Origin of the sequence: Microbacterium sp., assembly GCF_036823965.1 — a bacterium.
In the GTDB taxonomy this organism is placed as follows: domain Bacteria; phylum Actinomycetota; class Actinomycetes; order Actinomycetales; family Microbacteriaceae; genus Microbacterium.
Window position 1 is genome coordinate 256294 of sequence record NZ_DAITBE010000005.1, and the last position, 21287, is coordinate 277580.

The 21287-nt window shown below is 69.8% G+C and carries 20 protein-coding genes; 8 read left to right on the forward strand and 12 right to left on the reverse strand.

Annotated elements, in window-relative coordinates:
- Positions 1–20 precede the first annotated feature (20 nt).
- Both V7Z82_RS11080 and V7Z82_RS11085 read right to left on the reverse strand, forming a co-directional pair.
- A complete protein-coding gene (locus V7Z82_RS11080) occupies positions 21–872 on the reverse strand; it encodes a helix-turn-helix transcriptional regulator (protein ID WP_334151437.1) in 852 nt (283 codons plus the stop codon).
- A complete protein-coding gene (locus V7Z82_RS11085; protein ID WP_334151440.1) occupies positions 869–1357 on the reverse strand; it encodes a MarR family winged helix-turn-helix transcriptional regulator in 489 nt (162 codons plus the stop codon). The genes V7Z82_RS11080 and V7Z82_RS11085 overlap by 4 nt, the downstream gene beginning before the upstream one ends.
- Positions 1358–1447: 90 nt before the next feature.
- On the opposite strand from V7Z82_RS11085, the gene V7Z82_RS11090 reads away from it, so the two are divergent.
- Entirely contained in the window at positions 1448–2233 is a 786-nt protein-coding gene (locus tag V7Z82_RS11090) for an SDR family NAD(P)-dependent oxidoreductase (RefSeq protein WP_334151442.1), read from the forward strand.
- Between the two features lie 13 nt (positions 2234–2246).
- On the opposite strand, the gene V7Z82_RS11095 is transcribed toward V7Z82_RS11090, so the two are convergent.
- Together V7Z82_RS11095 and V7Z82_RS11100 are read right to left on the reverse strand one after the other, a co-directional pair.
- Entirely contained in the window at positions 2247–2891 is a 645-nt protein-coding gene (locus V7Z82_RS11095; protein ID WP_334151444.1) for a haloacid dehalogenase-like hydrolase, read from the reverse strand.
- On the reverse strand, positions 2888–3655 hold the full coding sequence (locus V7Z82_RS11100; RefSeq protein WP_334151447.1) for a GntR family transcriptional regulator: 768 nt from the start codon (positions 3653–3655) through the stop codon (positions 2888–2890). Before V7Z82_RS11100 ends, V7Z82_RS11095 begins: the two co-directional genes overlap by 4 nt.
- A gap of 120 nt (positions 3656–3775) precedes the next feature.
- On the opposite strand from V7Z82_RS11100, the gene V7Z82_RS11105 reads away from it, so the two are divergent.
- Genes V7Z82_RS11105 through V7Z82_RS11120 form a run of 4 tightly spaced genes read left to right on the forward strand, consistent with a single transcriptional unit; the run spans position 3776 to position 8915 of the window.
- The gene (locus tag V7Z82_RS11105; protein WP_334151450.1) at positions 3776–5215 is read left to right on the forward strand and encodes an APC family permease; all 1440 of its coding nucleotides are present in this window, start codon (positions 3776–3778) and stop codon (positions 5213–5215) included.
- Between the two features lie 54 nt (positions 5216–5269).
- A complete protein-coding gene (locus V7Z82_RS11110) occupies positions 5270–6421 on the forward strand; it encodes an NAD(P)/FAD-dependent oxidoreductase (RefSeq protein WP_334151452.1) in 1152 nt (383 codons plus the stop codon).
- A gap of 55 nt (positions 6422–6476) precedes the next feature.
- Positions 6477–7892 carry an FGGY family carbohydrate kinase gene (locus tag V7Z82_RS11115; protein ID WP_334151455.1) on the forward strand — a complete coding sequence of 472 codons (1416 nt, stop codon included), beginning with the start codon at positions 6477–6479 and terminating at the stop codon, positions 7890–7892.
- 33 nt (positions 7893–7925) lie between these two features.
- Positions 7926–8915: a nuclear transport factor 2 family protein gene (locus V7Z82_RS11120; RefSeq protein WP_334151457.1), complete on the forward strand. Its 990-nt coding sequence runs from the start codon at positions 7926–7928 to the stop codon at positions 8913–8915.
- 133 nt (positions 8916–9048) lie between these two features.
- Here the strand turns inward: V7Z82_RS11120 and V7Z82_RS11125 are convergent, their stop codons facing one another.
- Entirely contained in the window at positions 9049–9648 is a 600-nt protein-coding gene (locus V7Z82_RS11125; RefSeq protein WP_334151460.1) for a hypothetical protein, read from the reverse strand.
- 140 nt (positions 9649–9788) lie between these two features.
- Between V7Z82_RS11125 and V7Z82_RS11130 the strand changes: the two genes are divergently transcribed.
- Positions 9789–10787, forward strand: coding sequence for a hypothetical protein (locus V7Z82_RS11130; RefSeq protein ID WP_334151463.1), 999 nt, complete (start codon positions 9789–9791; stop codon positions 10785–10787).
- Between the two features lie 11 nt (positions 10788–10798).
- Here the strand turns inward: V7Z82_RS11130 and V7Z82_RS11135 are convergent, their stop codons facing one another.
- The 5 genes from V7Z82_RS11135 to V7Z82_RS11155 form a co-directional block, all read right to left on the reverse strand.
- The gene (locus V7Z82_RS11135) at positions 10799–11311 is read right to left on the reverse strand and encodes a GNAT family N-acetyltransferase (RefSeq protein ID WP_334151466.1); all 513 of its coding nucleotides are present in this window, start codon (positions 11309–11311) and stop codon (positions 10799–10801) included.
- A 205-nt stretch (positions 11312–11516) separates the two neighbouring features.
- Positions 11517–12293 (reverse strand): hypothetical protein, encoded by a 777-nt coding sequence (locus V7Z82_RS11140; RefSeq protein ID WP_334151468.1) that lies wholly within the window; start codon positions 12291–12293, stop codon positions 11517–11519.
- 65 nt (positions 12294–12358) lie between these two features.
- Positions 12359–14902, reverse strand: coding sequence for an excinuclease ABC subunit UvrA (gene uvrA, locus V7Z82_RS11145; RefSeq protein ID WP_334151471.1), 2544 nt, complete (start codon positions 14900–14902; stop codon positions 12359–12361).
- Positions 14903–15057: 155 nt separating this feature from the next.
- A complete protein-coding gene (locus V7Z82_RS11150) occupies positions 15058–15684 on the reverse strand; it encodes a response regulator transcription factor (protein ID WP_334151475.1) in 627 nt (208 codons plus the stop codon).
- Complete coding sequence (locus V7Z82_RS11155; protein WP_334151478.1) at positions 15681–16865, reverse strand: sensor histidine kinase; 1185 nt, start codon at positions 16863–16865, stop codon at positions 15681–15683. The genes V7Z82_RS11150 and V7Z82_RS11155 overlap by 4 nt, the downstream gene beginning before the upstream one ends.
- A gap of 165 nt (positions 16866–17030) precedes the next feature.
- Between V7Z82_RS11155 and V7Z82_RS11160 the strand changes: the two genes are divergently transcribed.
- Together V7Z82_RS11160 and V7Z82_RS11165 are read left to right on the forward strand one after the other, a co-directional pair.
- Complete coding sequence (locus V7Z82_RS11160) at positions 17031–18101, forward strand: ABC transporter permease (RefSeq protein WP_334151480.1); 1071 nt, start codon at positions 17031–17033, stop codon at positions 18099–18101.
- Positions 18098–18790: an ABC transporter ATP-binding protein gene (locus V7Z82_RS11165; RefSeq protein ID WP_334151482.1), complete on the forward strand. Its 693-nt coding sequence runs from the start codon at positions 18098–18100 to the stop codon at positions 18788–18790. Before V7Z82_RS11160 ends, V7Z82_RS11165 begins: the two co-directional genes overlap by 4 nt.
- Positions 18791–18966: 176 nt before the next feature.
- Here V7Z82_RS11165 and V7Z82_RS11170 read toward each other — a convergent pair whose 3' ends face one another.
- Together V7Z82_RS11170 and V7Z82_RS11175 are read right to left on the reverse strand one after the other, a co-directional pair.
- Positions 18967–19851: an aldo/keto reductase gene (locus V7Z82_RS11170; RefSeq protein ID WP_334151483.1), complete on the reverse strand. Its 885-nt coding sequence runs from the start codon at positions 19849–19851 to the stop codon at positions 18967–18969.
- Positions 19852–19946: 95 nt separating this feature from the next.
- A complete protein-coding gene (locus V7Z82_RS11175) occupies positions 19947–21221 on the reverse strand; it encodes an FAD-dependent oxidoreductase (RefSeq protein WP_334151484.1) in 1275 nt (424 codons plus the stop codon).
- Positions 21222–21287 lie beyond the last annotated feature (66 nt).

The window sequence follows — 21287 nt, forward strand, 5'->3', positions numbered from 1 at the left end:
CGTTTCGGACAGCCGGCGACTCACGCTTCCGGTGTCGCGGCGGTCGCCGTCGAGGCTGTGCTGGCCAGGTACGCGCCTGGCGTCGTGCCCATCACCCGCTTGAAGGAGGCGATGAACGTACTCGACTGGGCGTAGCCCATCAGTTCCGACACCTCCTGCACCGCGAGCCCCTCCGACAGCAGTGCGAGGGCGTGGTGCACGCGGAGCGCCTGCCGCCACTGCAGGAACGACAGCCCGGTGTGGGCGCGGAACAGGCGGGCGACCGTGCGCTCGCTCGTGCCGACGAGTTCGGCCCACTCGCTCAGCATCCGCTCGTCGGTCGGGTCGTCGATGAGTGCCGAGACGATGGGGCCGACCCGCTCTGCCCGCGGGACCTGCAGCGTGAGCTGCTGCGACGACGGAGCGAGCACGTCGAACACGACGGCCTCAGCGCGGGTGCGGGCGTCGTCGGCGATATCCCTCCGCTCGAGGTGCGTCAGCAGCGATGCCAGCACCGGCGTCACCTGGATCGGCGTCGCGCGGTCGAACTCGACCGGCGAGCGATCCGGGTCGAACAGGGCGTCGAAGAGCACCATGCGCGCGGTCGTCCGCCCGGCGTGGACGGTGCCGGCGGGGATCCACAGCCCGTGCCCGTCTGGCACGGTCACGATCGAATCCGCGAGTCGAACGGTCATGGTGCCGCCGCGTACCCACACGAGTTCGTGGAGCGGATGCGTGTGCGGATCGAATTCGAGCGGCACCTCGACGAAGACGCTCTCCGAGAGGATCGCGAAGGGCGACGGCACCTCGTGCGGCACCTGCACCTCGTGGAGCACGACGGTGTTGTCCTCGCGGCGCCAGGCACCACGGCTCTCCGCGGATGCGTCGGTCATGCCGACGGCACCCATGCGCCTTCGTCGCGGATCGCACCGGTGATGCGGCGGCTCGCGGTGCGCAGCTGTCGCGCCTGGGCCGGGGTGAGCGCCTCGAAGACGAGCCTCCGCACGAGGGCGACGTGTCCGGGAGCCGCGGCGCGCGCGGCATCCGCCCCGTCTTCGGTGAGCGTCGCCAGGGTGATGCGACCGTCGCGCGGATCGGGCGCACGCCGTGCCCAGCCGCGCGCTTCGAGTCGAGCGACGGCGCGCGAGAGGCGTGACAGCGTGCTGTTCGCATAGCTCGCCAGCTGCGTCATCTGCAGCGTGCGGCTGTCTGCCTGTGAGAGGGCGAAGAGGATGCCGTAGTCGAAGTGGCTGATGCCGGAATCCCGCTGCAGCTGACCGTCGAGCGCTGCCGGCAACCACTCGAGGAGCGTCGCGAGCGCGGACCAGGTCTCGAGCTCCTCGTGATCGAGCGCCGCCTCCGACTCCGGTCCTGTCATGCTCCCAGCCTAGACCGTGACTTGCTCAGGAAACTGATGCTACCGTTGACTTTCCCAGGAAAGTAAATCGACAGCAAGGACGGACACGCAGTGGATCTCGAACTCGCGGACAAGAAGGTCTTCATCAGCGGCTCGACGCAGGGCATCGGCTTCGCGGTGGCAGCCGCCTGCGCCGCGGAAGGCGCTGCGGTGGTGCTGAACGGACGCTCGGAGCGCGGGGTCGCTGATGCGGTGGCGCGGCTGCGCACCGAGGTGCCGGATGCCGAGGTCTCAGGCATCGCCGCAGACGTGTCCGATCCTGCCGAGGTCAGCGCCCTGCTCGAGGCGCTCGGTGACGTCGACGTGCTCGTGAACAACACGGGCGTCTTCGACGTGGTCGCGTTCGAGGAGATCGACGATGCCGAGTGGACGCGGTACTTCGAGACCAACGTGATGAGTGCCGTCCGCCTGTCGCGGGCTCTGCTGCCGGCCATGCTCGCGAAGGACTGGGGCCGAATCGTCTTCATCGGCACCGAGTCGGCGGTCGACGTGCCGGCCGGGATGGTCCACTACGGGGCGACGAAGGCTGCGGCGCTCGCTCTCGCCAACGGCCTCGCGAAGCTGACGCGCGGCACCGGGGTCACGATCAACACCATCCTCGGCGGCCCGACCTACTCCGACGGCGTGGCGGATCAGGTCGAGCGCATCGCCGCCGCGAACGCGATGACGGTCGACGAGCTGAAGGGCTCGCTGATCCGCGACACCTCGCTGCTGCAGCGGTTCATCGAGCCGGAGGAAATCGCGCACCTCGTCGCATATCTCGCGAGTCCGTTGTCGTCGGCGACGAACGGTGCTGCGCTGCGGTCGGACGGTGGTGTGCTGCCGACCGTCCTGTAGGCCGGGCCGGGGCTCAGTGCCCGGCGAGCCGTTCGACCGGCACGCCGGCGCTGGCGAACTTGCGACGGGAGCGGCGGGATGCTCCGACGAGCACCGTCCGCTCGCTGAGCCGGGCCAGGGGCAGGTCGCTCGCCGAGTCTGTGTAGAACGTGCCGATCCGCTCGCCGGGCTGCGCGCTCCGGAACGAGGCGACCTTGTTCTCGCCGACGTTGTGCCACCGGAATCGCGGGCCGCCCTGTGGGAACTCGAACCGTGAGGCGAGCACCGGCACACCCGTCACGCCGAGCTCTTCGAGGTACCGCAATGCGAGTGAGTGCTCGGTCGCGGTCGACACCATGCATTCACCCTCACGGCGAGCGGTGCGGAGCTCGCGCATCACGGCGGCCGAGCTGTTGCCCCTGCGCCGAGCCAGCCGCACGGACACGCGCTGCACGAGCCGCCGGTAGCCGCGCTCGCTGACGCCGCGCAGCGCGACCGACACGATCGCGCGGTTGCACCTCGGCCGCAGTGGTCCGTCGGCGCGCGCCACGGCGGCGATCATCCCGAGCACCGCCACCGGGATCACCAGCCACGGGCGCACCCGCAGCCGGGCGAACACGAGCGTCGCCATGGTGTCGGAGCGCGTGAGCACGCCGTCGAGATCGAAGACCGTGATCACTCGTCGTCGACCGAACGCTCGATGATGAGCGACACGCGATCTGCGCGGTACACGTCGACCGCGAACTCCAGGCAGGCGCCCGAATCGGTGAAGGTGCGACGCGTGAGCTGCAGTCCCCCAGAGGCGTGCCGGGAGCCGAGGTGCGCGCTCGTCTCGGAATCGAGCACCACGACCTCGAGCTCGGCCGAGGTGCGGGAGAGCGTGATGTCGAAGCGACGGCGCACCTCTTCCCACAGTGATCCGCTGAGATCGCCGTCGAGCAGGCCGGGCACGAGGTCTGCGCGGTAGTACGTCGTCTCCACGGCGAGGGGCTCGTCGTTCGAGCGACGGAGGCGTCGCAGCGCGTAGACCGGATGCCCGAGCTCGACTCCGAGGCCGGCGGCGACGGCGGCATCCGCTGGTCGTTCTTCCGCCCAGAACAGCTCGGCGCCAGGCTGGCGTCCGGCGCGGGCGACCTCCTGCGAGAACGAGCCGAGGCGCAGTCGCACGCGGGGCTCCGACACGAAGGTGCCGCGGGTGCCGTCGCGGTGCACGCGGCCGTCCTGCTCGAGCACGCCGAGGGCTCGGCGCACGGTCATGCGGCTCACGCCGAGCTCGACGCACAGCTCGCGCTCCGCCGGCAGGGGCGAGCCGAGGGGGAACTCGCCGGACTCGATGCGGGTGCGCAGCTCGCTCGCGATGCGGAGGTATGCGGGCTCGCCAGGTTTCGCCGCTGTAAATTCTGCCGCCGCATCCGTGGTCACCATTGACACGCTACCCGCCATGCCTTTAGCGTACCTTGGTATACACCAAGTTGGTCTATACCAACTCCGCCCAACGAAGGTCGTGCCATGGAATCTCCTGAAGCGGTAACCACCCCATCCGTCGGTCAGACAGGCACTCGCATGAAGCGCGAGCTGGGTCTCTACGCCTCCTTCGCCGTGGCATTCGGCTTCGTGTCGATCGCCACCGGCATCTTCACCGCGTACGGCGCGGTGCTCAACAGCAGCGGGCCCCGGGGGATCTGGGGCTGGCCCATCGCCGTGGTCGGGCAGACCATGGTCGCCCTGATCTTCGGTGCGCTCGCGGCCCGCATCCCGATCAGCGGGTACGCCTACCAGTGGGTCTCGCGCCTTGCGAATCCGATCCTCGGTTGGCTCACCGGCTGGGTGTCGTTCGCCTTCCTCGTGATCGTCGTCGTGGCCGTCGACTACACGATCGCCGCCACGATCCTCCCCGAACTCCTGAGCTACAGTCCTACACCCGCGAACTGCTGGGTGATCACGGCAGTGGTGATGCTGCTGCAGGCGATCCTCGTCGCGCTGAGCACCAAGGCCACGAACCGGGTGAACGAGGTCGCCGTGACCGTGCAGATCATCGGCATGATCGGCATCACCGTGCTGCTCTTCGCGGTGGGCGCCGCCCTCGGCCGCCTCGACTTCAGCCAGCTCTTCGCCACCGCCCCGGTCGCCGAAGCCGCCTACTGGGACTTCGGCGGACTCACGGACGCCGGACCCTTCCCGCTCGCCTTCCTGCTCGGCGCCTTCACGATCGTCGGCTTCGAGTCGGCAGCCAACCTCGCCGAGGAGACGAAGAACCCCGAGCGCGTCATCCCCCGGGCGATGGTGCAGGCCGTGATCGCCCTCGGCGTGCTGGGGATGCTGTTCCTGATCGCCGTGACCGCGCTCGCCGGAGACACCGCCGAACTCGCGAAGTCCGCCACTCCCGTCGCCACCGTCATCACCTCGGTGCTCGGCCCTGTGGTCGGCAAAGGACTGCTCGTGCTCGTCGTGATCTCGATCTTCTCCTGCGGCCTGGTCATCACGCTCAGCGGCACCCGCCTGATCTGGGCCATGTCGCGCGACGAGCGCTTCCCCGGCTGGCAGGTGCTGCGCCGCGTGCACCGCAGCCGGCATACCCCGGTTGCCGCGACCGTCGCCTATCTCGTGATCACGCAGGGCATCCTCGCCGTGTTCAGCGGCACGAGCGACGCGCTCTTCATCCTGTTCTCCGCGGCCACCCTGCTGCCCGCGATCATCTACGCCGGCACCGTGCTGCTCTACATCGTGAAGCGCAGATCCCTGCCGGCGAGCAAGGGCTTCAGCCTCGGGCGCTGGGAGATCCCGGTGCTGATCCTCGCGAGCATCTGGCTCGTCTACGAGCTGCTGATCTTCCGCGACGCATCCTTCGAGCAGCCGCGGCTGTACGTCGGCATCATGTTCGTGATCGGCGTCGCATACCTCGTCTTCCTCCTCGCCACCCGCGGTCGGAAGGGCATGACCATGCCCGACATGGTCGACGTCGACCGCATCTTCGACGAAGACGCCGTCACCGAGGCTCCCTGACACCGTCCGTCCCGCGCCAGACTGCTCGTACCACCCACTGAAGGAAGAACCATCATGTCGTCGCACTCTCCGTCCCGCCCTGTCGCCATCATCGGTGGAGGCATCGTGGGGTCGGCCCTGCTGTACACGCTCGCGCACCGGGGGGTCGATGCGGTGCTCCTGGAAGCGGAGCCCGCGCTCGCGCTCGCCGCGAGCGGCACCAACTCCGGTGTGCTGCACACCGGCTTCGACTCGACGCCGGGTCAGCTCGAGACCGAACTGATCCTGCGGGCGGCCGGGATCCGTCCGGCGATCCTCGAGGCGCTGGGCGTTCCGGTGATCCACACCGGCGCCGAGCTCGTGCCGCACTCGGAGGAAGACAACGAGACGGTGCGCGGCCTCGCCGAGAACGCAGCGGCGAACGGGGTGCAGGTCGAGGTGCGCGAGTCCGACGGCGCGCTGCTCGTGCCCGGGGAGGCCGTCAGTGATCCGGTCGCGTTCGCGCTCGCGCTCGCCGCGTCTGCCCTGGCCGCCGGCGCGCGGATCGAGCTCGACGCGAAGGTCACCGCGATCACGGCGATCGACGACGGACTGCTGCTCGAGACGGCGGACGGACGTCGATTCGAGGTCGCCGCGGCGATCAACGCAGCGGGCCTGCACGCGGATGAGGTCGCGCGGCTGGTCGGTGACGACTCGTTCGAGATCTACCCGCGCAAGGGCGAGTTCTTCGTGTTCGAGCTGCCGGGCGGTGCGACACTCGACCGCATCATCCTGCCGGTGCCGACCAAGCGCACCAAGGGCGTGCTCGTGTTCCCGACCCTCGACGGCAAGGTCGTCGCCGGCCCGACCGCCGTCGACCTCGACGACAAGGACGACTGGTCGGTGCGACCGGAGGCGCGCGACGAGATCCTCGCGAAGGCCGTGCAGCAGTACCCGGCGCTGGAGGGGCTCGAGCCCATCGCCAGCTATGCGGGGCTGCGCCCCGCCGGCCGTGGCAGCAACTACGTGATCGGGAGGTCCGAGAAGAACGACCGGCTGATCAACGTCGCCGCGATCCGCTCGACAGGGCTCACGGCATCCCTCGGCATCGCGGACCACGTCGCCGGGATGCTGCCGGAGCTCGGTGTCGCGGTCGGGGACCTTCGTCCCCCGACGGTCGCCGAGGCACCGGCATCCGACGGACCGTGGTGGCTGCGCACCGCGCGCCACCGTCACATCACGCGCTGAAGCCGTGGGGCGGACGACCCGATCCTCCGCCCCACGCACCATCGAAGGACACATCATGACCACTGTGCTGGCGATCGATCAGGGCACGTCGGGCACCAAGGCCGTCGTCGTCGACGAGTCGGGCGAGGTGCTGTCGCTCAGCGAGGTGTCGGTGCGACCGACCTACCTGCCTGGCGGCGGCGTCGAGCATGACCCGCAGGCCGTGCTCGACTCGGTGCTGCGCGCCGGACGCGTGGCGGTCAACCGGGCACGGGCCGACATCGACATCGTCACGCTCGCGAACCAGGGCGAGACCGTGCTGGCGTGGGATCCGGAGTCCGGTGCCCCGCTGTCGAACATGATCGTGTGGCAGGACCGGCGGTCCGAGACGGTGTGCGCCGAGCTGCGGGATCACGCGGATGACATCGCCGCGCGCACGGGGCTGGTGCTCGACCCGTACTTCAGTGCGCCGAAGCAGGCCTGGCTGCGCAGGAACGTCACGCGCGACGGCGTGGTCACGACCTCGGACAGCTGGCTGCTGCATCAGCTCACCGGCGAGTTCGTGACGGATGCCTCGACCGCGAGCCGTTCGCTCGTGCTCGACCTCGACACCGCGACCTGGGATGCCGGACTGCTCGACCTCTTCGGCCTCGCAGACGAGCGGATGCCGACGATCGTCGCCAGCGACGACATCGCCGGTTCGACCACGGCGTTCGGCGGCACGGCATCCGTCGGCGGCCTGATCGTCGACCAGCAGGCCGCACTCGTCGCGCAGCACTGTCTGCAGCCGGGCGAGGCGAAGTGCACCTTCGGCACCGGCGCGTTCCTGCTCGCGAACACCGGTCGCACGGCGGTGCGGTCGTCGGCGAACCTCTCGTCGTCGGTCGCCTGGCAGCAGGGTGGAAGGAACACCTACTGCCTCGACGGACAGGTGTACACCGCGGCATCCGCCGTGCAATGGCTCGAGAAGCTCACCTTCATCGACACCGCGGCCGACCTCGACCGGGTCGCAGCCACCGACTCGCACGGGGTGCTGTGCGTGCCGGCGCTCGCCGGGCTCGCGGCTCCGTGGTGGCGGCCGGATGCCACGGCCACCTTCACCGGGATGACGCTGTCGACCGGCAGCGAGCACCTCGTGCGGGCCGTGCTCGAGGGCATCGCCGCGCAGGTCGCCGAGCTCGCCAGGGCGATGGCCGCCGACCTCGGTCAGCCCCTGCAGCGCCTGCGCGTCGACGGCGGACTCACCCAGAGCCGGGTGCTGATGCAGGCCGTGGCCGACCTGATGCGCATCCCGGTCGACGTGTATCCGTCACAGCACGCGACCCCGCTCGGCGCTGCCGCACTCGCCCGCTGCGCCATGAACCCCGAGCTCGCGCTGGAGGACGCGATCATCGCCTGGTCGCCGTCGCACACGTTCGAGCCGCAGTGGTCGGACGACCGTGCCGCGGAGTTCTCCGACCGGTGGCGCTCCGTCGCCGATTCTCTCGCCTGACCCGTACCCCCCGATCACCGCAACGAAGCAGGAGTGAACACCGTGACCCTCGACCCCGTCGCCTACCAGCCGTACACCGACCCGGACGACTTCATCCGCGAGGTCACGGACCTCATCTGGGTGGACCGCTCGATCAGCTTCATCCGCGAGAACTACGAGCCCGACTCGATCGTGCACGGCGGCTTCGGCACCGCGACGACGCGCGATGAGGTGCTCGAGGGCACGCTCATGCGCATCGCCGAGGCGCCGGATCGCGTCAGCCAGACCGAGGACATCATCTGGGAGCAGCGGGGTGACGATGCCTTCCTCAGCTCGCACCTCGTGGTCGTCGGCGACCTGCTGTCTCCACGCTGGAGTCGCACGATCGCGAATTGCCTGTACCGGCGCGGCCGCATGGTCGAGGAGTGGGTCGTGCGCGACACGCTCGCAGAGGCGCTGCAGGACGGGTTCGACCCCGACGAGCTGGCGCGCGAGCATCTGTTCCGCGGATACGTCGCGAGTTGGGCGGATGCTGCGCCGACCGACCCGATTGCTGCGGGCGACTCCGGCGCTCGCCCCGACGAGCACCGGGCCGAGGTGCAGACCGTGCTCGATCTGATCCGCACGGTGTGGAACGAGCGCGACCTGAGCGCGGTGGAGCAGTACTTCCACCGCGACCTCACCCTGCTCACGGTCGGCAACCGCCACATCATCCGGCCGGAGGGGTACCGCCGCGCGCTACTGTCGCTGCTGGAGTCCTTCCCGGCCGGGCAGTTCGAGGTACGCGACGTGCAGGCGCACGACGACGTCCGCTACGCCGGGCTGCGCGTCGCCGTGACCTGGAAGTTCGTCGGCGACTACACCGGGAAGCCGAACTACGGCCCGCTCACCGGCAAGCCGATCGACCTGCTCGGGATCTCGCAGTTCACGCTGCACCAGGGTCGCATCGTGAAGGAGGTGCGCCTGTGGGACGACATCGCGCTGCGCACCCAGATCGCGAGCATGCGCGGTGACGAGCCGGTGGGACCCTCGAACATCTACTGAGGTTCCTTGCGCCTCCTCGCCCTGTGCCGAGCGGCCCCCTTCTGTGCGAGCGGCCCCTTTTGGGCGGTGCTCAAGGGGCCGGGTCGCGCGAAAAGGGGTGGCTCGGCGGGGAGGGGCGGCCTGGCGGGGAGGGTCAGACGGCGGGCCGCGTGTACGGGACCGTGAGCACGCCGTCGCTGTATCCGGGGGCGGAGAAGCGGATCGTGATGATGCCGTCGTACTCGGGGAACCCGCCGACGATGGTCTCGGCGCCGAACATGAAGCCGTTCTGCGTGTTGCCGTCGTAGCTCGACACGGTGGTCGTCTGTGCCACGCCCGCCGCCAGCACGGTCTGGAAGACATAGGTCTGGTGGAGGGCGTCATCGGCCGCGCCCTGCACGAGCGTCCAGCCGAGGATGCTCCCCGCGGTGCTCGGGGTGGTGTTCGAGTAGAGGTACAGGCCCGTGGCGCCGGCGTTCGCTCCGGTGCCCTGCCACGTGATCGTCGCTGACATGGTGACAGCCGACGGCGGCGGGGAGGGCAGCGCGACCTGTCCGCTGAGCCGGAACTCGGAGCTTCCGCTGCCGAGCTCATCGGTGAAGGTCAGCACGACGCCGGTTGCGTCGATCGCGGCGACGCTGGCTGCGGCCAGCGGTGCCGCAACGGTGGCGGCGATCACCGGGACGGACCAGGCGGCAGCACCGAGCAGGGTGCGGCGGGACAGCGGGGTGCGGGCGGCAGAATCGTCGGTCATGGAGCATCCTTCACGATGGGGGGACCACCAGAAGGGATCCGCACCGGGCGATTCGGTGCGAGCTCAGCATAGCGGCGGGATGTCGAGGCATCCGCGGCCGGTGTTCATTGCTGTCTGCGGTCCTGTGCCACGATCGGAGGATGAGCTCCGCTGGTGAAGATCCGCAGATCGGTCCGCTCGATGTCGATGCGGCGTCGCTGGGCGGGGCAGGCGACTCGCTCGACTCGCTCCTCGCCGAACTCGACGTGGAACTCGATGCCGCTTCGGCGCAGGACGCACCCGCTGATGGGTGGCGCGTCCTGCGGAGGACCGAATCGGGTGCCGTCACGATCGGCGCACCGGCTGAGCCGTCGGCGAAGACCTGGCGCATCGCGCACATCGAGGCAGACCCGAACGGCGCACGGGCGACGACGATGAGCGTGCACCCCGAGGTGTTCCCCGTGCGGCGCAGCCGTGCGGAACGCGCGGAGGGATTGGCGCTCCGGTGGCCGACGTTGAGTCGAAGCCAGGCAGCGAACGACGTCTTCGTCATCGACGTCGTGAACGCCGGTGAGACCCAGTGGCAGCCGGACGGCGACCCCTTTCACGTGGTCGGGGTCTTCGCGCGACCAGGGTCCGACATCACGGGTTTCGGCTTCGGGTTCTTCGGCAGTCAGGCGCTCGCGCCGGTGCCGCTCGATCCGGGTGACTACGCCCGCGTGCGGATCAGCATCACCGAGAGCCAGTGGCGCGACCTCGAACCGGGGCCGTACGAGCTGCACGCGATGCTGGTGATGCTGCCCGTCCGCACGGAGACGCCGTTGACCGTCGACGTCACGCAGGAGCAGATCGACCGACACAGGTCACAGCACCGGGAGCGGATGTCGATCGGCGCGGCCGAATCCCTTCGCCAGCAGCTGCAGCATCTGCAGTCGGTCATCGATGGCTCCCGGCACGTCGAGGAGATCGCGCGTCTCGTGGCGGCTGCTGAGACCGACGACGAGATCACGGCCGCGCTCAGGCGGCTGCTTCCGGACGACAATGCCGCATCGAGCATCTTCAACACGCCACTGTCGCACTTCTCGAAGCAGGCCGTTCAGCGGCTGCGGGATCAGGTCGTCCAGCTCGAACAGCGGCTGGCCGAGCTGGCGACGCCGTAGCGCTCCCGGCCTCACAGCTCCTTCGCGAGGAAGTGGTCCGCGTACGGGGAGTCACTGAACGCCGCGACTGGTCGATACCCGGCGCCCTCGTACAGCCGGCGAGCTTCGGCGAGGTCCTCGCGAACCGTCAGCCGCAGCGTGCGCAGATCGGCCAGGGCGCTCAGCCTCTCCAGCTCGCCCAGGAGTGCACGTGCCGCCCCTCGCCCCCGCGCGACCGGATCCACGAAGATGCGGGTCAGTTCGCCCACTTCCGACGAGACGACGCGGACGCCGCCGCATCCGATGATCTCGCCCGAACCGCGCACGACGACGAAGAACCCGGTCTCGCCGGCGAGGTCGCTGCTCGGCTCGTCCACCATCGCACGTTCGACCTCGTCGGTCGTGGCTTCGCGACCCCAGTACCGGCCGACGATGTCTGCGAAGAACCTCCGCACACCGTCGCGCCCGATCTGACTGTCCGGGTGCACGACCTCGAAGGTGAGCGTCGAGGATCCGGGCGTCGGCGCCCCGGTGGGTTCGGTCATGGATCAAGCGTAGACAACGCGTTGGCACGAGTTCTCCTCGCGGCCACTCGCGTGAGCGCGATCGACCGGGCCGCGCCACATGCAGGAGAAGCCGATCGACCAGGCCGCGCCACATGCAGGAGAAATCGCCGGATGCAGGACGATCCCGGCTGCATTCGTCCTGCACGCGGCGGTGCTTCCTGCACGTGGCGACGCGCCGGCGCTTTCAGCCGCCGGGGCAGTCGCACTCGCTGCCGCTGTAACACGCGCAGGGGAGCGGCGTGGGCGTCGTGTCGGATGACGGCTCGGGGCCACCGCGAGGGACGACGTGATAGACGGCGTTCGTGTTGACCACGACGATGAGCTCGCTCCCGCTCGCGCGCACGGCGGCCTGGTCGTGAGGTCGGGCTTCGACGACCTCGCCTTCATCGACCGCGAAGGTCGCGTACTCCGAGGCATCGAACGCGGCTGAGGAACCGAAGGTGATTCCGATCTGAACGCCCTCCGGACACTGCGCAGACGCACCTGGGAGGCTGTCGACGGTATAGGGCTCGCCGGTGTCGAGGTGCCCGGCGACCCCGTACGAGGCCCAGTACCCCGTGACCTGGTCGAACGTCGATACGTCGGGTTCGCACCCCGTCTCGCTCAGATGCGCGCGATAGGCGGCGATGAGTGCACCAGGATCGACGATGTCGCTTCCGATCACCCACGACGTCCAACGGCTGCACTGCCAGTCGTAGTCATCGAACGGACCCCACGGCGCGCTGTACGAGCCTCGGTCGCAGGCGTCATTCACGCTGACCGACAGCGGCGTGCCCATCGCGACGCTCGTCAGGATCGAGTCCTGTCTCTGAGCGAGTCCTTCGCGTGCTGCGACGACCCGGGGCTCACCCGCTCCCGAGGGTGAGAGCTCGGGGGCTGCGCAGCCGGACATCACGACGACCGCGGCGCCGCACAGCGCGAGGAGCGATGCTCTGCGCACGCCTGACCCCCTGATCGACATGGTCAGAGCATAGGGCTCGCTTCATGCCGACTGCAGCATGGAATCGGAGTCGTGAACCCGCTGAATCAGCGGCGCGCGAGACGCGCGGCGAGATACGGTGCCGTGCGGCTCGCCGGGTCCTTCGCGACGGCATCCGGCGTGCCGGCCGCGATGATGCGTCCACCGGCGTCTCCGCCGGATGGCCCGAGGTCGATGACCCAGTCCGCTGCCGCGACGACATCCATCTCGTGCTCGACGACCACGACCGTGTCTCCCGAGTCGACGAGCGTGTGCAGCTGCGCGAGCAGCAGTCGCACGTCGGCCGGGTGCAGCCCGGTCGTCGGCTCGTCGAGGAGGTAGAGGGTGTGGCCACGGCGCACGCGCTGCAGCTCGGTCGCCAGTTTGATGCGCTGCGCTTCACCACCGGACAGTTCGGTCGCGGGCTGGCCGAGGCGCAGGTAGCCGAGTCCGACATCGAGCAGGGTCTGCAGGCTGCGAGCGGCTGCGGGCACTGACGCCAGGAATTCGGATGCCTGCTCGACCGTCAGGGCGAGGACATCGGCGATCGTCTTGCCCTCGTAGGTGACCTCGAGCGTCTCGGCGTTGTAGCGAGCGCCGTGGCAGGTGGGGCACCGGCCATAGCTGCCGGGGAGGAAGAGGAGCTCGACCGACACGAACCCCTCGCCGAGGCAGGTCTCGCAGCGACCCCCGGCGACGTTGAACGAGAAGCGTCCAGCGGAGTAGCCGCGCTCCCTGGCGAGGTCGGTCTTCGCGAACGCCGCGCGCACGGCATCGAACAGGCCCGTGTAGGTCGCGAGGTTCGAGCGCGGCGTGCGTCCGATCGGCTTCTGGTCGACCCGCACGAGGCGGTCGATGTGCTCCAGACCCTGCGCTCGGCGGACGGCGAGGGCGTCGGCATCCGCGTCGGGCACCGTCGCCTCAGCGAGGTCGGCGGTCGTCTCATCGTCGAGGTCGTCGGTGGTGCCGTCGTCGTCGGAGCGCAGATGCCCGCGCACCACATCGCGGAGCACCCGGCTCACGAGCGTCGACTTGCCCGACCCCGAGACGCCGGTGACCGCGACGAACGTCCCGAGCGGGATGGCCACATCGACATCGACGAGGTTGTGCAGCGTGATGCCCTCGACCGTGAGCCAGTCGGACGGTTCGCGGGGTTCGCGACGCTCGTCGGCCGGCGTGTGCTGCTCGGGGAAGAGGAACGGCCGGGTGACGGATGCATCGACCGACGAGAGTCCGTCGACCGAGCCGCTGTAGAGCACCTCGCCGCCGCCCTCGCCCGCGCCGGGACCGACGTCGACGATCCAGTCGGCGTGCCGCACGACGTCCATGTTGTGCTCGACCACGAACACCGAGTTGCCGGAGCGCTTGAGCTGCTCCAGGACCTCGAGCAGCGGTTCGGCGTCGGCGGGGTGCAGGCCGGCCGACGGCTCGTCGAGCACGTAGATGACGCCGAAGAGTCCCGACCGCAGCTGGGTCGCGAGGCGAAGCCGCTGCATCTCGCCGGGGGAGAGGGTGGTCGTCACGCGGCCGAGTCCGAGGTAGCCGAGGCCGAGGTCCGTGAGCACCGTGATGCGCGCCAGCAGGTCGGTCGTCAGGGCGACGGCGACATCGGTGCGCTCGCCGGAGAGGGTGGTCGGCAATGCCGGCTCGGCATCCGTCAGCTGCGTCGTCGGACGGATGATCTCGGCGAGCTCGGTCATCGGGAGGGCGTTGAGCTCGGCGATCGATCGTCCGGCGAAGGTGACCGCCAGGGCTTCGCGACGAAGACCGGTGCCGTGGCAGAGCGGGCACGGGCCGGAGCGGACGAACTGCAGCACCTTCGTGCGCATCATCTGGCTCTTCGAGTCGGCGAGCGTGTGGAACACGTACTTCTTCGCGCTCCAGAACATGCCGTTGTACGGCTTCGCGACGCGATCGCGCTGCGGGGTGATCTGCACGACCGGCTGTTCGTCGGTGAACAGGATCCAGTCGCGATCGGCCTGATCGAGGTCGCGCCATGGACGGTCGACGTCGTAGCCGAGCGCGACGGTGATGTCGCGCAGGTTCTTCGCCTGCCACGCGCCGGGCCAGGCGGCGATCGCGCCGTCACGGATGCTCAGCGAGGGGTCGGGGACGAGCGAATCCTCGGTGACGGTGTGCGAGATGCCGATGCCGTGGCACTCCGGGCACGCGCCGGCCACGGTGTTCGGTGAGAACGCGTCGGAGTCGAGCCTCGTCGTGAAGCCCGCAGGGAACGTGCCGGCGCGGGAGAACAGCATCCGGAGCGAATTCGAGAGCGTGGTGACGGTGCCGACGCTGGATCGCGAACTGGGTGCGCCACGGCGCTGCTGCAGCGCGACGGCCGGCGGCAGGCCCGAGATCGACTCGACGTGCGGATCATGTCCCTGCTGGATGAGCCGCCTCGCGTAGGGGGCGACCGACTCAAGGTACCGGCGCTGGGCTTCCGTGAAGATCGTGCCGAACGCGAGCGAGGATTTGCCCGATCCGGAGACGCCGGTGAACGCGACGATCCGGTCGCGCGGCACATCGACGTCGACGTTGCGGAGGTTGTTCTCGTTGGCGCCGCGAACGCGGACGAACGGATCGGTCGGATCGTTCGAGGTCTCAGGCATCGGTCGAGTGTATCCAGGAGGTGCTGACCGTTCGCCGACCGGACGAGCCACCGGTCGGCAGCTGCCGTCTGCACGAGATCTCGACACCTGCACGAGGATCCGGACGGATGCGTCGTGCAGGTGTCGGACCCTCGTGCAGGTGACGCGTGCCAGGGCTACCGGAGGATGCCGCGTCGGCGCGCTGCGGAGACGGCGGCCGTGCGGGAGCTGACGTCGAGCTTGGAGAAGATGTGCGCGAGGTGCGACTTCACGGTCGTCTCGCTGATGAACAGCTCGTTCGCGACGTCGGTGTTGGACTTGCCGGCGGCCACGAGCTCGAGAACCTCGATCTCGCGGCTGCTCAGACTGATCTGCGGAGCGCGCATCCGGTCGAGCAGCCGGGAGGTGATCACGGGTGCGAGGGCGCTCTCGCCCGCAGCGGCCGCTCGGACGGCGGCGATGAGCTCATGCGGCGGTGCGTCCTTCAGGAGGTAGCCGCTGGCCCCGGCTTCGACCGCGCTGAGGATGTCGGCATCCGAATCGTAGTTCGTGAGCACGAGCACGTACGGGGCTGCGTCGAGCGCGCGGATGCGCCGCGTCGCGTCTGCGCCGGTGGCGGTCTCGTTCGAGCCGAACTGCAGGTCCATGAGCACGACGTCCGGGCTCAGGCGTTCGGCGAGTTCAACGGCCTCATCCGGCGCGCTCGCCTCGGCGACGATCTCGACGTCGGGCTCCAGGCTGAACAGAGCGGTCAGCCCGGCACGGACGATCGGGTGGTCATCCGCGATCACGAGCCGGATCATGCGAGTTCCGCCACTCGGAGCTCGACGGCCAGGGTCGTGCCTCGGCCCGTCGGGGAATCCACCGTGAGCGTGCCGCCGAGCTGCTGCACCCGCTCGGCCGTCGCCTGCAGCCCGAACGAGTCCGACTTCTCCGCGGCATCCTTCGAGGGCAGTGCCGGGTCGAATCCGGTCCCGTCGTCGGTGACCGTGAAGTGCAGCCAGTCTGCGTCGACCGTGATCGTGATGGTCGCTGCGGTGGCCTGCGCGTGCTGGATCACGTTCGCGATCGCCCCCTGCGCGATGCGGAGCAGTGCGGTCTGCAGATGCATCGGCAGGGTGATCGTGTCGGAGACGCGCACCTGCACGTCGAGTCCTTGGCTGGCCCACTGGGTGGCGGCGAGGCGGCGGAGCGCTCCGCCCAGGGTCTGATCGTCGAGCTGCGGCGGGGTCAGCTCGCGGATGAAGCGGCGTGCCTCGGCCAGGTTCGCCGCCGCCGTCTCGCGGGCGAGGCGGATGTGCTCGATGCCGGGGCGCCCTGGGTCGGCGCGCTCAGCCGCGTGCAGCAGCATCTGGATGCTGGAGAGCCCCTGCGCGAGGGTGTCGTGGATCTCGCGGGCGAGCCGGGCGCGTTCGGCGAGCACCCCCGATTCGTGCTCCGTCGCGGCGAGCTGGCCCTGCGTGGCGATGAGTTCTCGGACGAGCGCTTCGCGTTGCTCGGCCTCGCGGGCGAGTGCCTGGTAGCCGAGGCCGATCAGGAGCGCGACGCCGGCGCCGACGAGGGGACCGACGACCCCGCCGACCGTCCATCCGCTGTGCACGCCGAGGGCGCAGATCGCGACGATCGTGGAGGCCAGGATCGCTGCCGACCCCCACCAGCGCCCGAGCAGATGGAGAAAGAGGAAGAACAGCGGGAACACGAGGTAGGCGGCATCCGGGATCAACCACAGCAGCACAGCCCATTCGACCGTCAGGACCGCCAACCACGCCAGCGGCGCGATGCCCCGAGCACGGCTGGTCCGCGTCAGCACCGCCCCGAACGCATACGTCACCACGAGGACGACCGTGAGGATGATCACGGTGACGCTCGCATCGGTCGGGGCGAGCAGGGCCCGGACGATCACGACACCCGCGAGCGCGAGGAACAGCACGTGCAGCCCTGTGCGCAGACCCACGAAGACCGGGGTCAGTGCGGTGTGGGCCATGGGCTGAACTTTACGCCGCCGTGCGGGGACGGTCATCGTCTGAAAGGAGGATCCGCGGGTGCGCACTGCGGGCGCGGAACAGCATTCCGGTGGCCGATGACCGAGCCGAGACGGCGGACGAGAGTGGAACGGTCGTCGCGTCCGGCGACAGGAAAGGCACACACCATGTTCGTCGCACTCCGCGAGCTCCGCTTCGCCAGAGGTCGATTCATCCTCATCGGCGCCGTCGTCGCGCTCATCACCGTGCTCGTCGGCTTCCTCAGCGGCCTGACCGGTGGCCTGGCGACCCAGAACATCTCGGCCGTGGTCGGTCTGCCGGCCGATCGGATCGTGTTCTCCGCCCCGACCGCGGGAGAGACCTCAGCCAGCTTCGCCGACTCCGCCATCACCGAGGAGCAGGCGACGGACTGGGCCGCGACCGACGGGGTCGCGACCGCCCGGCCGGTCGGGATCAGCCAGACCCGCGGCGAAGCCGGAGACACCCGTGCCGCGATCGCCGTGTTCGGTGTGGAGCCGGGGTTCGACACCACCGCACCCTCTGCCGACGGACGGCTCGGCGTGTCCGATCCTGCCGCAGACGCCCTCGGCGTGCGGACCGGAGACGACGTGACGATCGGGGGCACCGGCTACACGGTCGAGACGATCGGCGGCGACGGCTGGTACAGCCACACCCCGGTCGTGCAGATGACGCTCCACGACTGGCAGACCTACTCCGCCGCCACGGGCAACCCCGACGCGTACGCGACCGTGCTCGCGGTGACCGGGAGCCCGGAGTGGGATGCTGCGGACGCGGCGAACGACACGGTCTCGGAGTCGACGCTGGGCTCGCTCATGGCGCTGAGCGCATTCCGGTCCGAGATCGGCTCGCTGCTGCTGATGGTCGGGATGCTGTTCGGCATCTCCGGACTCGTGATCGGTGCGTTCTTCACCGTCTGGACGATGCAGCGGAAGGGCGACATCGCCGTGCTCAAGGCGCTGGGGGCCAGCACCCCGTCGCTGGTGCGCGACGCACTCGGCCAGGCGTTGATCGTGCTCGTGGCCGGGATCGGGATCGGGTTGGGCATCGTCGGCGTGCTCGGCACGCTCGCCGGCACCGCGCTGCCGTTCCTGCTCAGTCCGATCACGACCGTGCTCCCCGGCGCGATCATGATCATCCTCGGTCTCGGCGGAGCCGCATTCGCGCTCCGTTCCGTCACCTCCGCAGACCCACTCACCGCACTCGGGAGCAACCGATGATCCGCCTGAACAACATCACCCTGACCTTCCCCGACGGCGACAGCCGCGTCACCGCCGTCGACGACGTCTCGCTCACCGCCCACCCCGGCACCGTCACCGGCATCACGGGGCCCAGCGGGTCGGGCAAGTCGAGCCTGCTCGCGGTCGCCGCCACACTGATCCACCCTGATACCGGTCAGGTGTTCATCGATGACGTGGACGCCACCGGGCTGCACGCCCGCGAAGCGACGGAACTGCGTCGGGAGAAGGTCGGGATCGTGTTCCAGCAGTCCAATCTGATCCCCGCACTCACCGCCCGCGAGCAGCTCACGGTCATGAACGAGCTCGGCGCTCGGGGCAGCCGTCGTCGTCGTGCAGTGAGCTCGGACCGAGCCGACGCGCTGCTCGACGCCGTCGGGCTCGCCGACCACGGTGCCAAGCGACCGCATCAGCTCTCGGGCGGTCAGCGTCAGCGCATCAACATCGCCCGGGCGTTGATGAACGACCCGAGCGTGCTCCTGGTCGACGAGCCGACCAGCGCCTTGGATCAGGAACGCGGAGCGAGCATCATCGACCTCATCCTGCGCCTCACCGATGAGCTGAACACGTCGACTCTGCTCGTGACCCACGACCTGGTGCACCTGCCGCGCATGCACGGTGTCGTCCAGCTCATCGACGGTCGCCTCGTGGAGGCTCCCGTCGCGGTGTGAGGTCGCGGCCCTCGGCGGCCGCACGGGCTCCCGGCATCCGTCCCGGCATCCGTCATCATCCGGCACCTGCACGAGATCTCGACGGATGCAGGAGAATGGGCCCGAATCGAACCTGCAGGTGTCGGATGCTCGTGCAAGTCACACGATCCGACCAGTCGAGGTGTGAGGTCGCGCGTTCAGTCCTGATCGAGCGCGGCCAGCTCGTCCGGGGTCAGGTCGAGGTCGGCGGCCGCTGCGGAGTCGCGGACCGACTGCGGGCGCTTTGCCCCTGGAATCGGGATGACCACGGGGGACTGGGCCAGCTCCCAGGCCAGCGCCACCTGCTGGGCGCTCACGCCGCGGGCCTCGGCCACCTGTTGGAAGGCCGGATGCCGGGTGGCGAGCTCCTTGGCGTCCGACAGCCCGCCGAGCGGGCTCCAGGGCAGGAAGGCCAGCCCCAGCTCGGCGCAGACGTCGATCTCCGGCCGGCTGCTGCGGAACTTCGGGCTGAACTGGTTCTGCACGCTGACGAGCGTGTCACCCAGCGCCTCGTGCGCGGCTCGGATCTGGCCCGGGTCCACGTTGGACAGCCCGATCATCCGGACTTTCCCACTGCCGGCGATCTCGACCAGCGCGCCGATGGTCTCCGCGAAGTCGACCTTCGGGTCCGGGCGGTGGTGCTGCCACAGCGCGATCTGGGCGACTCCGAGCCGGGACAGGCTGGCGTCGACCGCCCGGTGCAGGTGCTCGGGGCGTCCGTCGATGTCCCAGCCGCCGCCGTCGATGCGGAACGCGCCGCCCTTGGTGGCGAGGAACACGCGGTCGCGCACGCCCAGCTCGTCGAGGATCGAGGCGATGAGCTTCTCGTTCTCGCCCTGTGCATCCGCGCCGAGCTCCGTGCCCGGCCCGTACGCGTCTGCGGTGTCGAACAGGGTGACGCCGGCGTCGAGCGCGGCGCGGACCGTGTCGAGCAACTGCTCGCGGGGCTGGTGGCCGGTCTGGTCGAAGGTCATCAGGCCGAGCCCGATCGCGCCGACCTCGACGCGGCCGACGGTGTCGTTGCCGAGTGTGCGTGTGTGCATGGGCCGATCCTAGGTGCGGAGGCACGCGAGCGAGAGGGGGTGGACACCGTGCTGGGTGCGCGCGAGGATGCGGAGCCCCGACCGTCGTCGTGTCGTCAGCGGCGCAGCGATCCGGCGCTTCCCGGTGCCCCCGCGTCAGTCAGGATCGCGCGCGCGGCTCGTTCGCCGGATGCGAGTGCACCCTGAATCGACGCGGTGTCTCGATGGTCGCCGGCGACGTACAGACGATCGGCGGAGCGCGGGGATCGCGGTGCCCCGAGGGGTGCGGGTTGGGCGGGGAGCGCGTCGACGATGTCGTCGCGCCGCACCAGCTCCCACGCAGTGACGTCGGCATTCCAGATCTCGCTCAGGTGGCGGCGGACGTCGTTCTCGTCGGCGGGAGCGCCGCCGCGCGGCAGCAGGCAGGTCGCGGCGATGAGGTGGCGTCCGGCCGGGGCGTACGAGGGCACGGTGTTCGTCATCACGACGGTGTTCACGATCGGCCCGCGGCCACGGCCGTCGACGGCGAGCAGCGCGGACCTGGTCGGTGGTTCGGCGGCGGCGAACCACCAGGTCTGCAGGCCGTTCGTCGCCGGCGCGGGGAGCCCGGTGAGATCGGCGACGGCATCGGGGCCGACAGCGACGACCACCCGAGCTGCGCTGACGGGGTCGCCGTCGGCCAGTTCGACCTGCATGCCCGAGCCCAGCGCCGATGTGCGTTCGACGCGGGCGCCGAGGCGGATGTCCGCACCGGCCGCGCGTGCGTGCGCGGCGAGCTGCTCAGGAACCGCGGCGATCCCTTGTGCGGGCAGGCCAGGACGGCCGAGCGCGAAGTACCGGATGAGCCGTCGGGCGAACGCGTTCGACGTCTCGCCGCGGCGCTCCGCCAGGACCCCGGCGAGGAACGGCTCGAGCACGGCGGTGCGGAGCGGTCCGCGGAGCCCTGCGGCATCCCAGCCCTCGCTGAGGGTGACATCGTTCTGGGCGAGGCGCGAGATCGGATGGACCAGTGCCGGCGCGGCCCAGCGGGCCAGGGCGACGGCATCCGTTCCGTTCACCAGGCCGCTGCGCAGGGAGGCGACGATCGAGAGCGGATGCCGCAGTGGATGCCGCAGCTCGGCCATCCCGCGCTCGGTGCGCACCCGCACGCCGACCGGGAAGCTCCCCAGCGCGAGTGCGTCGAGATCGACGCTGCGCCGGAGCGCGGGGTACGCCGGATTGAGCACCTGGAAGCCGCGGTCGAGCCGGAACCCGTCGACGATGTCGGTGCGCTGGCGTCCTCCGACGGCATCCGCCGCTTCGAGGACGACGACATCGAGCCCGTCTTCTGCGAGCAGCCCGGCGCAGCGGAGCCCCGCGAGTCCGGCGCCGATCACGATCACGTCATGCATTCGTCACGGCCCCGCAGGTCTCAGTCATCCACACGGGCTGCATGGCACCAGCGTACGACGGGATGC